Annotated in this window: 11 protein-coding genes; 1 reads left to right on the top strand and 10 read right to left on the bottom strand. The window is 73.6% G+C overall.

Annotated elements, in window-relative coordinates:
- Positions 1 to 39: 39 nt before the first annotated feature.
- From G7075_RS16860 to G7075_RS16820, 9 genes are all read right to left on the bottom strand, one after another.
- Positions 40 to 1,011, bottom strand: a complete 972-nt coding sequence (locus G7075_RS16860) for a MoxR family ATPase (protein WP_166123558.1) — start codon at positions 1,009 to 1,011, stop codon at positions 40 to 42.
- A 49-nt stretch (positions 1,012 to 1,060) separates the two neighbouring features.
- Complete coding sequence (locus tag G7075_RS16855; RefSeq protein ID WP_371814257.1) at positions 1,061 to 5,185, bottom strand: Ig-like domain-containing protein; 4,125 nt, start codon at positions 5,183 to 5,185, stop codon at positions 1,061 to 1,063.
- Between the two features lie 107 nt (positions 5,186 to 5,292).
- A complete protein-coding gene (locus tag G7075_RS16850; protein WP_166123554.1) occupies positions 5,293 to 7,410 on the bottom strand; it encodes an Ig-like domain-containing protein in 2,118 nt (705 codons plus the stop codon).
- Positions 7,411 to 7,572: 162 nt separating this feature from the next.
- Complete coding sequence (locus G7075_RS16845; protein ID WP_166123552.1) at positions 7,573 to 8,274, bottom strand: hypothetical protein; 702 nt, start codon at positions 8,272 to 8,274, stop codon at positions 7,573 to 7,575.
- Between the two features lie 28 nt (positions 8,275 to 8,302).
- Positions 8,303 to 9,763 (bottom strand): serine/threonine-protein kinase, encoded by a 1,461-nt coding sequence (locus tag G7075_RS16840; protein ID WP_166123550.1) that lies wholly within the window; start codon positions 9,761 to 9,763, stop codon positions 8,303 to 8,305.
- Positions 9,760 to 10,299, bottom strand: a complete 540-nt coding sequence (locus G7075_RS16835; protein WP_166123548.1) for an FHA domain-containing protein — start codon at positions 10,297 to 10,299, stop codon at positions 9,760 to 9,762. Before G7075_RS16835 ends, G7075_RS16840 begins: the two co-directional genes overlap by 4 nt.
- A gap of 898 nt (positions 10,300 to 11,197) precedes the next feature.
- Complete coding sequence (locus G7075_RS16830; RefSeq protein WP_240917708.1) at positions 11,198 to 12,007, bottom strand: PP2C family serine/threonine-protein phosphatase; 810 nt, start codon at positions 12,005 to 12,007, stop codon at positions 11,198 to 11,200.
- Entirely contained in the window at positions 12,004 to 12,477 is a 474-nt protein-coding gene (locus G7075_RS16825) for a hypothetical protein (protein WP_166123546.1), read from the bottom strand. Before G7075_RS16825 ends, G7075_RS16830 begins: the two co-directional genes overlap by 4 nt.
- 176 nt (positions 12,478 to 12,653) lie before the next feature.
- Positions 12,654 to 13,883, bottom strand: coding sequence for a lamin tail domain-containing protein (locus G7075_RS16820; protein ID WP_166123544.1), 1,230 nt, complete (start codon positions 13,881 to 13,883; stop codon positions 12,654 to 12,656).
- Positions 13,884 to 14,108: 225 nt separating this feature from the next.
- Between G7075_RS16820 and G7075_RS16815 the strand changes: the two genes are divergently transcribed.
- Positions 14,109 to 14,678: a YceI family protein gene (locus tag G7075_RS16815; RefSeq protein WP_166123542.1), complete on the top strand. Its 570-nt coding sequence runs from the start codon at positions 14,109 to 14,111 to the stop codon at positions 14,676 to 14,678.
- A 12-nt stretch (positions 14,679 to 14,690) separates the two neighbouring features.
- Here G7075_RS16815 and G7075_RS16810 read toward each other — a convergent pair whose 3' ends face one another.
- Positions 14,691 to 15,788: an acyltransferase family protein gene (locus G7075_RS16810; RefSeq protein WP_371814256.1), complete on the bottom strand. Its 1,098-nt coding sequence runs from the start codon at positions 15,786 to 15,788 to the stop codon at positions 14,691 to 14,693.
- Between the last annotated feature and the right edge of the window lie 46 nt (positions 15,789 to 15,834).

Raw genomic sequence — 15,834 nt, 5'->3', positions numbered from 1 at the left:
CCGTCGACTCGGAGTCCTCGGGCAGCCCGGTGGGGTCGCTCATACGGCGACGCGCTCGGTCGGTGGGGCGACCTCGGCGAGGATCTGGTCGATGACCTGCGCGACCGAGATCCCGGCGAACTGCGCCTCGGCGGTGACGAGCAGCCGGTGGTTGAGCACCGGCTGGGCGAGCATCTTCACGTCGTCGGGGACGACGTGGTCGCGGCCCTGGCTGATCGCCCAGGTCTTGGCGCACCGGACGAACGCGAGGCAGCCGCGCACCGACAGCCCGAGCCGGATGCTCACGTGCCGACGGGTCTCCTCGGCGAGGCGCGAGACGTAGTCGAGGATCGCGTCGTCGACGTGCACCTCGTCGGCGAGCTCGGCCATGTCGCTGACCACCTGCGAGGTGACGACCGGCTCGAGGGCCTTGGTGCGGTCACGGGTGGCGGCGTCGCGCAGCACCCGGACGGTCGCATCGTGGTCGGGGTAGCCGAGCGTCGTCTTCATGAGGAACCGGTCGAGCTGGGCCTCGGGAAGGCGGTAGGTGCCGGCCTGCTCGATGGGGTTCTGGGTGGCGATGACCATGAACGGCTCGCCGACGCTGTGGCGCGTCTTGTCGACGGTGACGTGCCCCTCCTCCATCACCTCGAGCAGCGCCGACTGGGTCTTCGGCGAGGCGCGGTTGATCTCGTCGGCGAGGACGATGGTCGCGAAGATCGGGCCCTCGTGGAACTCGAAGACCTTGCTGTTCGGGTCGTAGATCGTCACGCCGGTGACGTCGGAGGGCAGCAGGTCCGGGGTGAACTGGATGCGCGAGTTCGTGCCCTTGACCGTGCCGGCCATGGCCCGCGCCAGCTGGGTCTTGCCGGTGCCGGGGAAGTCCTCGAGGAGGAGGTGGCCCTCGGAGAGCATGCAGGTCAGGGCGAGCCGGATGACGTGCTCCTTGCCGAGCACCGCCTTGTCGACGTTGGCGACCATGGCGGAGAACGTCTGGGAGAACCAGGCGGCCTGGTCGGGCGAGACGGTCATGCGGGTGTTCCTTCCGTGGAGGAGCAGGGGGTCGGGGTCGAGAAGGGGGTCACCATCCGACGTCCCCCGAGCGGTAACAGGTGCCGCCACGGCAGAGCCGGACGTAGAGCGGGCCGTTGCCGTTGGCGATGACGATGCCGGTGCTGCGCCAGTTCGCGGTGTTGCCGGTCTCACCGGTCGTCCCGGTCCCGTCCGAGCTCGGGAAGAACTGGACGCTCGAGGTGTACAGCTCGGACCCGTTGGACTTGTAGACGCCCACGGTCCAGCCGCCACCTCCGGCCGGGAAGTTGCGGACGTCGAAGTTGACGCGCGGGCAGGGGCTGCTGGCGCAGGACCCGACGCCGTTGGGCGGGATGTAGCCCGGTCCCTTGTGGACGTTGTAGACCTCGGGGTCGGGCACGGGGATGGTGACGGTGATGCGGTTCGTCCACCCGGACCAGCCGGCGGCCGAGTGCGACCGGACGCGGATGGTGTAGGACCCACCGGGGCTGCCGTTGACGTGGTGCGTCGTCCGGCCGCCACCGAACGTGCCGCCGCCGTCACCGTCGACCTCGACCTGGTCGATCGGTCGACCGTTCTCCGGGAGGTTCCAGGACCAGTCCGCGTCGTTGCCGTTGCGCTGGCCGTTGAACCCGGTGGGGGTGAGGGTGGCGCCGTAGGGGATGGCCGAGTCGTTGGCCCGGTTCGACTCGCTCCCACCGGAGTTCACCGTCCACGCGGTGATGGTGACGCTGCGCGTCGGGCTGGTGTCGAAGCCCGAGATGCTGAACGGCACCGTCGTGCCCGGCGTGCAGCCGCAGGTGTGCGTGCCCGAGCGGCCGTCGCTGGACGACCAGCGGATGGCGCTGAAGCTGCCGGCGCGCGGCTGGCCGACGGCCACCGCCACGTCGATGGACCGGTCCGCGCGGGGCGTCGACAGCGACACCGTGGGGTTGCTCGGCTGACCGACCGAGGTGAAGCTCGACGAGTTCGCCTGCGGGGACTCGAGGTCGGCGCCGTTGGTCAGCGTCGCCGTGTACTCGTACGTGCGCCCGTCGTAGGGGATGACGACGTCGGCCGACCGCACGTCGGGTGCGGTGTCGGTGACCTTGCTCCACGCGCCGCCGCCGACCCGCTGGTAGAGCGAGTACCGCGTCGTGGGCGGGCCGTTCGGTGAGCCCTGCTCCCACGAGACGGTGAGCGTCGCCGAGTCGGCGGCCGGTCCCGGACCGCTCGCGGCGATGGCCGGTGCGGGCAGCGCTCCCGGGCGGCCGGCCGACTGCATCGTCACGGCCGGCCCGAACTGCCCGGCGCCGAGCTCGTTCCAGGCCTGCACCTGCACCGACTGCTCGGCCATGTTGTCGAGCCCGGTGACGACCGCCTGGCGCGAGGTCGCCGGAACGTCCTGGGTCTTGGTCGCGCCGGCGGAGGAGATGAGCCGCACGACGTACTTGCGCAGGGCGCTGCCCTCGTTGACCGGCTCGTCCCACCCGATGGTCAGGCTGCCGTCGCCGCGCGCGACCATCCGCACGCCGATGACGGCCTCCGGCAGCCGGTCGGGCCGCACGGCCGCGCTGGCGGCCGACGGGTCGCCCTCGCCGATGCCGTTCACGGCGGCGACGGTGAACCGGTAGTCCTGGCCGTTGGTCAGGCCGGTGACCGTGCACGGGCTCGCCGAGCAGGTGACCTGGCCGCTCGAGCCGCCGGTGTAGCGCACGACGTAGGAGGTGACGACCGAGCCGCCGTCGTAGGTGGGCGCGAGCCACGACACCCGGGCCTGGCCGCCGGCGTCGCGGTCGGCGACGGCCTGGACCTGGCGCGGCTGGCCGGGACGGCCGAGCAGGGTCACCGACACCCGACCGGTGGTCTCGCGGTTCGGGCCGTCGCTCACCGTCAGCGCGACCGAGGCGGTCTGCGACGGCTTGGCACCCGCCGTCAGGGTGAGGGTGCAGCCGGATGCCTTCGCGGTCAGGCCGCTGCCGGACTCGACCCGAGCCCCCGTGATCGAGCAGGAGGGCTCGCGCAGCGGGGAGTCGAGGTAGGTCGAGACGTCGACCGTGCGGGACTGACCCTCCTCGAGCCCGGTGACGCTGATGGGTCGGAGCCGGGCCGGGGCCTGGGCCTCGCCGCCGACCACGCGGACGTTGATCGCCGACGGCGCGGCCATCCCGCGCGACGAGACCGCGAGCTTGCCGGTGGACGTCGTGGCGTCGGCCGCGGCCGAGAGGGTGACCCGCCGGTTGCCGGGGCCGTCGGCACGGAAGGAGGCGTCGGCCTCGGTCTCCCAGCGGGTCTCGAAGTCGATGTCGTCCATCGTCAGGCCGACCGGGAGCCAGGCGTGGCACAGGGTCGGGATGTCGATGGTGCGGTCGAGCCCGCCGGCCTGCACGGTGACGGCGCCGTCGGGGCAGCGCAGCAGCGGCACCTTGGGTCCGATCTGCACCGGGATCGACACGTACGCCGTGCCGAAGTCCTTCTGCCCGACCGCGTCCTGGTCGGTGACCTCGACCATCAGGGCCGCCGGCCCGACGTACTTGTTCGCCGAGGTGAGCTGGAGGGTCTTGTTGTCGGTGAGCGAGGCGGACAGGTCCTGGGCGGGCGAGGCGCTGAGGGTGTCGGCGGTGGTCACCGACACGACCCGGTCGCGGGGCGACTTCACGTAGTCGTTGAGCGCGACGGTCTCGGTGGAGTCGGGGTCCATCTCGATGACCTTGCCGGCGACGACGAAGGGCTGACCGTTCGCACCGGTGGGCACGTTGACGACGGCCATCGCGCGCTGGCCGTCCTCGTCCTCGATGACGTACGGCGCCGCGTACGGGTGGTCGAGGACCTTGACGCGCACCCGGCCGTCCTCGACCGCCGCGTCGGGCGAGAGCACGTCGACGATCTTCAGGGTGGCCGGGTCGGAGTCGACGTCGGTGTCGTTGGCCAGGACGTCGACGAGGGTGCTCGTCTCGCCGGGCTTGGGCGCGGCGACGTCGTCGTTGGCGACCGGCGGGTTGAGGTAGCCCTTGACCGCCCGGACGAGCACGGTCGCGCGGCTGGGGTCGAAGAGGCCGTCGCTGATGCCGTAGACGAGCTGGTGCAGCGCGGTGGTGTCGTCGGGGACCTTGGTCTGGAGCACGTGGTCGGCGTCGATCCGCCACTGCTTCAACGTGTCCGACGGGTTGAGGCCGTCGGTCTGCACCTCGACGACGTCGCCGCGCGCGATGAGGTCGTTGGTCAGGGGCTTGATGGTGACCGTCTTGCCGGGGGCCGCGAACACCTCGTCGGGCACGGCGACGGGGGGCTGCGGGTCGCCGGGCTGCACGACCCCGACCCGCACCGTCGCCCGGCTCGTGGCCCCGAACCGGTCGCGGACCTCGTAGGTGATGACCTCGGTGCCGGCGGCCAGCGGGAACGCCTCGTAGCGGATGGTGTTGGGCCCGATGCCGACGACCCGGCCCAGGGTGAGGTCGACGGCCTTGCCGTCCGTGCCGACGACACCGGTGACCGACACGGAGTCGCCGTCGGGGTCGACGCCGAAGGTCGGCACGGTCATCGTGATCGGGTCGCCGGCGGTCACCGTCGCCGTGAAGCTGCGCGCGACCGGGGCCTGGTTGACCCGCTGGGCGTTCGGCAGCGGCGTGACCTGCACCCGCACCCGGGCGGTCTGGGCGCGCGCCTTGAGCCCGTCCGCGTAGGCGGCGTACTCGATGGTCACGAACTTCTCCGCCTTGAGCCCCTTGGCCTCGGGCACGTAGCGGACGACGTTGCCCGAGGCGAAGGCCCGCTGGGCGTCGCCCTTGCTGATGACCTTGACGCTCGCGGGGTCGAGGCGCAGCGGGATGCCGTCGGCCATGGTGTCGTTGTCCAGCACCGGGATCGACACGGTGTCGCCCTCACGCACGACGGCCTTGTCGTCCTGGACGAGGGGCAGGGCATCGGTGAGCGCCCCCTGCTGGAGGACCTCGATCTCACCGGTGGTGCGCTGCGTGCCGTCGCTGACCGTGTAGCGCACGACGCCCCGGCGGCCCGTGTCGCCGGCCGGCGCGGGGTCGAGCGCCTCGACCCGCACCCAGCGGCCCTGGTAGATCGAGGGCTGGAGCCACGAGGAGTCGGTGCCCGGCTCGGTCGCGGCCGTGACGAGGACGTCGCCGCGGGGGCTGTAGTCGTTGGCGAGGACGTCGACGACGGTGGGCGCCTGGTCGTGCAGGGTCGCGGTGTCGGGGACGGCGACCGGGGGCGCGCCCTCCGGGGGCGGCGTCAGGTCGATGCGGATGCGGCCGGGTGCCGCGCCGGCGCCGGTCGTGGCCGAGTAGGTCAGCTCGTAGGTGCCGGGGCGGACCCGGTGACGGTGACCTGGCCGGTGGCGAGGTCGGTGTCGACCTGCAGCGGTCCGACGGGACGCACCTCGGAGCGCAGCCGGAGCGTGGCGTCGGGCTCGCCGGGGTCGGCGCCGGCGACGTCGTTGCCGAGCGGCTCGACCTGCAGCGGCTTGCCGACGACCCCGCGCACGGCATCGGGCTGGGTGCGGGGCGCCACGAACTTCGAGTCCCCGCTGGGCGAGATGACCTGGGCGTTGACGGTGCCCTTGGTCGTGCCGCCCCGGCCGTCGGTGACGACGTAGCCGACGGGCTGGCGTCCTTCCTCGGTGGGCGCGGTGAGGGTGACCCGGCCCTGGCCGTCGACGACCCCGCCCTCGACGTCGGCCCGGGCGGCGAGGACGTCGTTCTCGGGGTCGCGCCAGTCGGCCAGCACCGGCACCGAGAGGCGGCGGCCGGCGATGACCGGGTACACCTGCGCCGCGAGCTTCGCCCCGCCCTGCCGGAGGGCCGGGGCGCCGTTGACGCTGTCGGGGACCACCCGGACGGTGACCTTCGCCGACTCCTTCGAGGTGGCCTTGCCGTTGTTCACCTTGTAGGAGAACTCGAAGGTCTGGTTCTCGGTGCGCGGCGGGACCGAGACGTCGATGGCCTGGCCGTCGGCCGAGACGCTGGCCGTGACGCCGTCCATGCTCGGGCGGGTGACGTCGCGCTGGTCGATGGCCAGCACCGACCCGGCGACGTCGGTGTCGTTGTCGAGGACGTGCAGCTTGCTCGTGCGCCCCGGGCGCACGGACTCGGCATCGGGCACGGCCTTGGGCGGCTGGTTGGCGCTCGCCTCGTCGACGAGGTTCTCGTCCTTCTTCTTGTTCTTGTCGTCCTGGCGCACCGGCGGGGTCAGCGCGTCCCAGTTGTCGATCTTCTTGGGCTTGTCGTCGAGGTCCCACACCCCGCCGTTGTCGAGGTCGTTGAGCACGATGAGGCCGCGGTTGACCCGGAAGGCCACGCCGTCGCGCGTCGACTGCTCGCCGTCGGCGGGGAGGGTGGCGGTGGGCTGGTCGCCGGTGCGGCCGCAGTTGACGCCGTAGAAGACGCGCTCCTGCTCGGCCCAGGCGGCGTGCACGCAGCCGTCGAGCACGACCGGTCGGGTGACGAGGGTGGCACCGGGCACCCGGTTGACCTGCTCTCCGACGACCACACCGCCCGGGGAGGCGCCACCGTCGAGAGGCACCTGCACGGCCCGGCCCACGCCCTCGACGACGACCGTCGGCGACTCCGGGCCCGGCTGCTGGAGCGCGGCGACCCGGTTGCCCTCGAGGGTGACCTGGGCGTCGAGGCCGGACGGCTTCTCGGCGGTGAAGACCCGGTCGGACCCGGCGTCGTAGGCCACCCAGTCGGCACCGACCGCGGTGATGTCGGGCAGGCTCGAGCGCAGCTCCGTGCCGACGACGACGGGCGCCCGGAACCCGGTGGCGGCCGGGGCGATGCTCGTGACCTTGCCGTCGGCTCCGGACACGACGTGGACCACACCGTCGGTACCGACCGCCATCGCGGCGTTCTTCCCGACGGTCGCGACCGGCTTGGCGCCGACGGCGACGTCGGGGAAGGTCGCAGTGCCGGCCTGGGGGTCGACCCGCTGGGCGTAGACCTTGCCGGTGGACGGCTCGAGGAGGGCGAGGGTGCCGCCGCGCAGGTCGACCGGGCGGGGGGCGAAGCGGCCCCGGGCCCCGGAGACGGCGGCGACGCCGGCCACGGGGTCGCCGGCGGCCGAGGTGCGCGCGTCGAGGGGGAAGAGCTCGCCGGTTCCGGAGTCGAGGCCGAGGACGACGGCGCCGTCCTGCAGGACGTCGAGCGAGGCACCGGGGGCCGCGTCGGTGGCCACGCCGGTGTCGAGCTGTCCGATGGGCACGTTGGCCTTGGCGAACTTCGCCTGCTGGGCCGAGCTGACCCACACCCCGGCGTCGTGGAGGTCGCTCTCGTGCACGGTGGTTCCGTCGCTGGCCACGGCGGCGTAGCCCAGGCCCGCGGCGACGAGGGTGACGGCGACGACGCCGGCGGTGCGGCGTCGGGCGCGGTTCCTCGCCACGCGCGCGCGCGCAGCACCGACCCGTGTCACGTCAGCTCCTCGTCATCGTCTGGGACCCCGTCCCGGCTCCCCCGCCGGGCACGCCGGTCCAGCGTAACCGCGAGGTGGTCGCTGTTCATCAGGATGGCGCCACCCGGGACCCGGGGCCATGGGGAGGACTACCCGGGCGCGGCCTCGAGCGGGGGCGCCCGGTCAGGCGGGGTCGGGCAGGAGCCGCAGGTCGACCTCGGTGACCATCCGGGTCGAGAGGGCGTGCTCGACGAGCCGGGACTTGCGGTTGCTCGCGAGCTTGCCGGGCCCGCCGTGCAGGCCGCGGGTGCCGGCGTCGGCGAGCTTCTGGCACACGTTGTCGAGCTTGCGGTTGAACTTGGTGACCGTCCACCCGAGCCGCTGGGCCGCCTCCGCCGAGGACGGGATCTGCCCGCCGCCGGCGTACGTGGTGCGCAGGAAGGACTCGCAGAGGGCGACGACGAGCAGCTTCTGGTCGGGCGTCATCGACACCCGCCCGACCGTGGTCTGGGCGCTGGAGTCCTCCGGCTCGAGCTCGGCGGCGGTCTCGACCGACACGAACGGGGTGTCCTCGACGACGATGTCGAAGTCGTAGGTCGTCGGGCCGGCGGTGAACCACACCGTGAAGGCCTCGAGGGCCAGCGGGATGCGCGCGCCCGGCGAGAGCCACGCCTGGAAGAGGCCCTTGGTGTCGGCGACGGTCGCGGTGAGGGTCGACCCGACGTTGCTGAGCCACCACAGCCCGTGCTCGTGGTGCACCTGGAGGAAGACCCGGTGCAGGTAGGGGTTGTCGTCGATCTCGACGTCGGCGACCCGACCGATGGTCAGCGGTCGGCCCTCGGGTGCGACGAACTCCTCGCCGCAGAACTCGACGGTCACGGCCATCGGGGCCCCCTCTCTCGGAACGACATCGTCATCCGGCGCTCTCGCAGCGGATCGGTGACAGCGGGGAGTAGATGCCCGACTTCCGGGACACCCGCACCTGCGCGCAGACCGTCTTCCCCGGCGCCGCCTTCGCCGAGTACCTCGCCGTGGACTTGACGATGATGGGTCGCGCGTCGGCGACGGCGGCCTCGGACGAGGCGACCCGCACCTGGAAGAAGTCGTCGGCCTCGGCGCCGACGTAGTTCCACGAGAAGGTCACCGCGCCGGCCGCCGACCGGGCGTCGATGGCCGGCTGCTCGGGGGCGTCGACGACCTTCGTCGGGGCGCCGGTGCTCGTGCGGGTGCTCAGGGCCGGTGTGGGGACCTCGTCCTCGCCGCCGCGGTTGACCGCCCAGACGAGCACCCCGACGGTGACGACGACGAGCAGCGCGAGCACGCCGAGCACGACGCCGCCGCTGATGGTCGCCGGGCCGTCCTCGTCGTCGTCGAGCGGGGCCTCGACCGGCGTGTGCGCGGGCCCCGGCGCACTGGGCACCGAGACGGCGCGCACGCTGGTGCGGTCCTGCTCGTCGAGGCCGCCGGGGCGGGCCGACGGCACGTCGGCGCTCGTCGTCCGACCGGTCTCGTCGAGCACGACGACCGAGGTGCTCGGCAGCCGCTGCTCGCGCTCGACGGCCTGCAGCCCGCGGGCCAGCTCGAGGGCGGTCTGCGGGCGGCCGTCGGGGCTCTTGGCCATCGCGTGCGACAGCAGCCGCTCGAGCGAGACCGGTACGTCGGCGCGCCCCGTGGTCGGCACGGGGGTGGCGCGGATCCGCGGCATCAGGGCGTACGCGGAGTTGTCGCCGCCCGGCTGCTCGAACGGCGAGCGCCCGACGAGCAGGTGCCACAGCGTCGCGGCCAGGGAGTAGACGTCGCTGCGGGAGTCGCCGTTGGACTGGCCGTAGAGCACCTCGGGCGCCGACCACGGCACCGAGACGCCGACGTCCTCGTCGACGTCCTCGGCGTGCCCGCCCCGTCCGGCGATGCCGAAGTCGGTGAGCCCGGGCTGGCCGTACTGGCTGACGAGGACGTTGGCCGGCTTGATGTCGCGGTGGATGATGCCGGCCCGGTGCGCGGTCTCGACGGCGCTGGCGAGCTGGATGCCGGTGCGCAGCACCTCCTCGACCGTGAGCCGCTCGGCCTTGGCCCGCTGCGCGAGGTTCGGCGGCGGGTAGTACTTCATGACGAGGTAGGCGCCGCCGTCGGCCGTCTGCTCGGACCGGAAGACCTGGACGATGAACGGGTGGTCGGCGAGCTGGGCCATCGTGTTCGCCTCGTCGACGAACTGCCGGCGGATCGCCGTGGTCAGGCCCTGGCGCTTGAGCACCTTGACCGCGACGTTCATCCGCGGTGACTGCTGCTCGTAGAGGTAGACGTCGGCGTACCCGCCGGAGCCGAGCGGGCGCACGAACTCCAGGCCCGGGATGTCCGGGGCGTCGGCTGGGCTCATCCCTCGACCTCGTAGGTCAGCGAGACCTCGTCGGCGAGGGTGATGACGGTGCCTGGCTCGATGCCCTGGTCCTCGGTGGGGCGCAGGCGGACCGGCTCCTCGCCGGGCAGCGCGACGGTGGTGCCGTTGGTCGACCCGAGGTCGCGGACGAGGACGTGCCAGCCCTCGAGGACGACCTCCGCGTGGTTGCGGCTGATGTCGCGGTCGACGCCGCCCACCCGGATGAGGTGCGGGCGCTGGTTGGCCGGCAGCTCCTCGTTGACGCGGGGCGCCCGGCCGAGGAGGACCCCGCGATCGAGCGGCACGACGCCGCCGGTGGAGATGCGCAGCACCCCGAGCGGGGGGCGCGGGATGGGTGTCGGCTGCTGGGGCGGGATCTCGCGCCGGCAGGTGCGGCACCGGCCGGCGTGCGGCGGTGAGTGGTGGCCGGCCGGGCAGAGCACGGCGAGGACGACCGGGCGGTCGAGGTCCTCGTCGGAGCGGGGCAGGCCGCCGCGCGAGGTCGTGACGTCGGCGACCGGCACGTCGTCGGCCACCGGTTCGGGCTCGGGCTCGGGGCGACGGTGTGCTCGACCGGGGGCGGTGGCGGGGGGGTCGGCTCCGGGGCCGTGGTGGGGACCGGGACGGCGGGTGCGGCGGCGGCGAGGGGCGCGCCACCGGCCGTGCGCCACGGGACGGAGTCGATGATCGAGCGGTCCGGCGGCGGGGCCGGCGGCACCCGCTCGACGGGGGCGGCGCCCGGGGAGTCCTCGGGCGGCGGCAGGGTGAGGTCGGCCGGCGGGATGACCGGGGCCGGCTCCGGCTCGGGCTCCGGCTCGACGACCTCGGGCTCGGGCTCCGGTTCGGGCACGACCTCGGGCTCCGGCTCGGGCTCGGGCTCGGGCTCGACGACCTCCGGCTCGGGCACGACCTCGGGCTCCGCCTCGACGACGGGCTCCTGCACGACCTCCGGCTCGTCCACGACCGGCTCACCGGCGACCGGCTCCGGTGCGGCGTCGGGGGCGACGGCTGCGGCGGCGCCGGCGCGCAGGCGGGCCGGTCGGCGCCACCCGCGGGCGACCTCGGGCTCGGGCTCCGGCGTCGACAGGGTGACGACGCCACCGGCCGCGGCCTCGTCGACCTCGACCTCGCGCCACGGCAGCCGGCCGTCGGCGCTGAGCACCGTGCCGTCCGCGAGCACCGCGGTGGCCGTGCCCCGCAGCAGCACCCGCACGGAGTCGCCGTGCCGGGCGGCGAGCGCGAAGGACGGCAGGACGAGCAGGCCGCGCGAGCACAGCAGGTCGAGGAGCTGGACCATCCCGTCGGCGGCGGCGGCCTCGAGCGGCTCACGGTGCCGGTCGGCCACCTCGACGACGGCCAGGACGTCGGGTCCGGTGATCTCGAGGAACCCCGGGTGCACGGAGGATCGCACCTCGGTCACGGGGCGGCTCCTCGTCAGGGTCGGTGCAGGCCGGCGCGCGGTGCGGTGTCCGCGTCGTCGTCATCCTCTCCTGCCTCGACGGCGACGACCACGACGGAGACGTTGTCGCGTCCCCCGGCCCGCACGGCCGCACCGACCAGCTCGTCGGCGGCGTTCTGGGGATCAGCGTACTGGCGGGCGAGCAGCATGATGTCCCGGTCGTCGAGCTCGCCGCTCAGACCGTCGCTGCAGACGACGAAGCGCTCACCGGGCGTGGGCGCGAGCACCCACACGTCGACCTCGGGAGCGGGGTCGGTGCCGAGCGAGCGCGTGATGACGTTGCGCAGCGGGTGGCGGGCGACCTCGGAGGCGTCGAGCAGGCCGGCGTCGAGCAGCTCGCGGACCTCGGAGTGGTCGCGCGTCACCTGGTGCATCCGGTTGTCGACGAGCCGGTAGACGCGCGAGTCGCCGACGTTGAAGACGACCCAGTGCTCGCGGCCGCCGGTGTCGACGACCGTGACCCCCGTGACGGTGGTGCCCATCCCCCGCAGCTCGGGGTGCTCGGCGACGGCCGCGAGGATGCGGCGGTTCGCCTCGCGCAGGACCTCGGTGACGTCCTCGGGCCGGGTCGGCGGGCGCTGCTCGAGGGCGGTGAGGGCGTCGACGACGATGCCCGAGGCGACCTCGCCCGCGGCGTGCCCGCCCATCCCGTCGGCCACGGCGAAGACGCGGCTGCCGGAGATGACGGAGTCCTCGTTGTGGTCGCGGACCCGGCCGACGTCGGTGGCGCTGCCGGCCCGCACGAGCATCGAGCTGCCGCGCAGCACCCGGCCCCCGGCCCTCACGCGCCGGCCTCCTGGACGACGAGGGTCTCGAGGACCTGCTGGAGCACGTCGTAGTCGGCGTCCAGGCCCTCGCCGGCGACCCGGCCGGCGACGTGGACGACCCGGCTGGCCTCGTCGGTGGCGGGGAGCGCGGTCACGAGGTGGACCTCGACGACCGCCGTGCCGTCCTCGTCCCAGGAGACGTTGCGGGCGTGCCACTCGCGGCCGCCGATCTCGACGACGAACGGCTCCTCGACCTCGCCCTCCGGGCCACCGGCGGCAGCGGCGAGCGCCGCGACGACGTCCTCGACGACGTCCTGCGGGGGCTCGGCACGGTGCCGCACGACGACCTCGACCCGCCCGTTCGCGCCCGGCCCGGCGGCCCGCAGCAGGGCATCGCCCGCCGGGGACGCGACCCACGACTCCGGCACCTCGAGGCGGACCCCCGGGGGCGCCGGGGCGCTCGGACCGGGATGGACGAGCACGCGCATGGAGCGATCCCCTCGGACGGTGAGAAATGTCCGTCCGAGCCTAGACCGCGCGCCCGGGAGGACACGATGGGGAGAACTCCCCACCGGAGTACCGAGTCCGTCGTTCCTCCAGCGTGGGCCCCCGCCCACTGGAGTACCGACTCCGTCGTCCCTCCGGCGTGGGCCCGCCCACCAGGTCAGCAGTGGCCGGTGCCCCAGCTGGCGCAGGCGATCCGGGAGGACTCCGCGGTGCGCAGCTCGACCGAGCCGCCGCTGTTGGTCAGCATGCTGCCCGTGTGGCCCCAGTACTTGGTCGTCGCCGTGGTCGTGCCCTTGCCCATGTGGATGCGGACCGTCGAGCCCTTCTTCGGCAGGACGGTGCCCGGCTGCAGCTGCAGGGTGTTGCCGTTGACCTCGACGACGACCCACGCGAGGTTGACCGGCTTGGTGACCAGCGAGGTGATCGTCAGGTACTCGCCGTTGACGTTCTTCGCGTCGTCGCCCGGGGCGTCGTAGCGGGCCTGGAGGCGCACCTTCCCGCGCGCGACGGGGGTGAGGCAGGACCCGTACAGGCACGGGTAGGAGGAGTGCGCGCGCAGGTCGCCCTGCGGGTCGAAGAGGTAGGCGCCCCCGCCGACCCGCCGCGTCGGGGAGAGGTTGTTGAACCGCGGCGCGCTGAAGCCCCAGTGGAAGGAGGTGGCGGTCTGCGTCCCCTTGCCCACGTACACCCGGGTGGTGCCACCGGCCCGCACGACCGAGCCGGCGGGGAAGAAGAAGCTGTCCTGGGCCGCGCTGCGCAGCCACCAGCCGGCGATCGGCACGTCGGTGCTGCCCTCGTTGCGGATGTCGACCCACTCGGCGTTGGGGTTGCGCGACTCGTCGCCGTCGCCCTCGTACATGACCATGACCCGCAGCGGGGCCCCGACCGAGGGGCCGGCCCCGCAGGCGTCGTCGTCCCACAGGCCGGTGCCGGCCACGGCCGCCTTCTCGGCGGCGAGGAGGTAGGCCGTGCTGCGGCTCTGCTCGAAGCCCATCGGGAAGGGCAGCGCCTGCCCGCGCCGCAGCACCTCGAGCTGGGTGTCGACGGTGCCCGAGGAGCCGATGACGTCGACGGTGCGGACCGGCCGGCCCAGGCTCGTCGACCCCGAGCTCTGCGCCGTGACCCGCACGGTCTTGCCGAGCGCGACCTGCCGCATGACCGCGGCGGCGTCGTCGGCGTGGCACTGGCCGAGCTCCATCGTCTGCAGGCCGGCGTTGCGGATGGTCACCGGGCGTGAGGTGCCGTCACCGGCGATGTCGACATCGACGGTGTCGCCGTCGACGACGTTGACGACCTTGCCCCGCTGGTCCGTGCTCGCGGACACGGCCGGTGCCGCCGCCGCGACCGCGGCGACCACGGCGACTCCCAGTGCGATCAGTGCTTTCATGATGACCTCCGCGGGCGAGCGTCGCACGGGCCCGTGGGCTCCACCACTCGAGGGCGGCAGGTTCGGCCGGACGGCCGATGCCGGGTGCGCGGACGGGTTACCCGCCGTGTCCGGGACCGACGTCGGCGTGTGGCCCCGACACTCCCTCCCGGGGACGGGTGCGGTCTGCCACACTGCGCGTGACAGCCCCGACGCGTCCCGCGTCGCCGAGACGTGGAGCCGACCATGACCGACAGCGCACCGTCCCTCAGTGGTGACTGGGACCTCGACCCCCAGCACACCCGCATCGGGTTCTCCGCACGCCACGCGATGATCACGACCGTCCGGGGCTCGTTCAACGACGTCGAGGGCCACGTCCACGCCGACCTCGAGGACATGTCCCAGAGCTACGTCGAGGTCGTCCTCAAGGCGGCCAGCGTCGACACCCGGACCGCCCAGCGCGACGAGCACCTGCGCAGCGCCGACTTCTTCGACGTCGAGAACCACCCCGAGATCACCTTCCTCAGCAGCCGCGTCGAGGAGGTCGAGGACAACGCCTTCCTCGTGACCGGCGACCTGACCATCCGCGACGTCACGCAGACCCTGTCCTTCCCGATCGCCCTCACGGGGGTCGAGAAGGACGCCTTCGGGGTGCTGCGGGCTGGCTTCGAGGGCAGCCGCAAGGTCAACCGCCGCGACTTCGGGCTGGAGTGGAACATGCCGCTCGACTCCGGCGGCGTCCTGGTCTCCGAGCGCATCACCCTCGAGTTCGAGATCTCCGCCGTGCGCCGCGAGGACGCCCCCGCGAAGAAGTAGCCGCCCGGCGGGTCAGGCGGTCGTCGACGCCGAGGTGCGTCCGGGGTCGGCCGCCGCTCCGGACGCCGACTCGGCCGCGGCCTCGTCCAGCCCCTGCTGCAGCGCCCGTCGCAGCCGGGGTGCGAGCGGTCGCTCGACGAGCCGGTGCACCGCCCAGGCCAGGGCCAGGCACACCGCGATGGCCAGCGCCAGGGCGGCCCAGCGGTCCAGCCGGGGCGCCACGAGGTGCAGGACGTACCAGCCCCAGTACTCGTGCAGCAGGTAGAGCGGGTAGGTGAGCGCCCCGAGCACGGTGAGCCACCGCCAGGCCCGCCCCCGCGGCGCGAACCGGGCCGCCGCCCACACGAGCAGCGGGATGACGCTCACCGTGCCGAGGACGACGCCGAGCGAGGGCGTCGCCCCGGTGACGGAGGGAGCGCCGTCCGGGAAGCGCGTCGCCGTGACCCCGACGGCCAGGGCGCACGAGTACCCGAGCAGCAGCAGGTGGAGGAGCGAGGGTCCCCACCGGTGGATGAGGTACAGCACCATGCCGAGGCAGAAGAAGGGCGCGGTGTACCAGTTGAGCAGCGTGGCGAGCAGGTCCTGGCCGCTCGTGTGCGCCAGAGCGGCCAGGGGCGGCCACACGAGCACGAGGACGAGCACCCGCCCGCGGGTCAGGCCGACGAGGAGCAGCAGGGTGACGAGCACGTAGAAGAGGAGCTCGGCGAACAGCGTCCAGTAGACGCCGTCGACGTGGGCCACTCCGAGCGCGGACTGCACCATCGTCAGGTTCGTCACGACCTCCCAGACGGCGACGTCCCCCACGGGCCAGAGCACGACGAGGAGGAAGCCCGTGGCGAGCACGGCCACCCAGTAGGCCGGCAGCAGGCGCGTGGCCCGGGAGACCACGAAGGCGCGCGGTGTGCGACCCCACGCGCTCATGAGGATGACGAACCCGCTGATGACGAAGAACAGCTGGACGCCGAGGTGACCGTAGCGCGTGACCCGGAAGACGTCCGGCCACACCTCCCACGGGTGACGTCCTTCGCCCCACGCCGAGCTGTCCCGGGCCGTGAAGTGGTAGGCGAGCACGGCGAACGCGGCGACGAAGCGCAGCGCGTCGAGCCCCAGCAGCCGCCCGGGCCGCCACTCCGGCGGACCGTCCGAGGGCGGTCGG

This window comes from Phycicoccus sp. HDW14 (genome assembly GCF_011383005.1).
Classification (GTDB): domain Bacteria; phylum Actinomycetota; class Actinomycetes; order Actinomycetales; family Dermatophilaceae; genus Phycicoccus.
The sequence above is the reverse complement of the archived record's forward strand: the minus strand, read 5'-3'. Positions and strand labels throughout refer to the sequence as shown.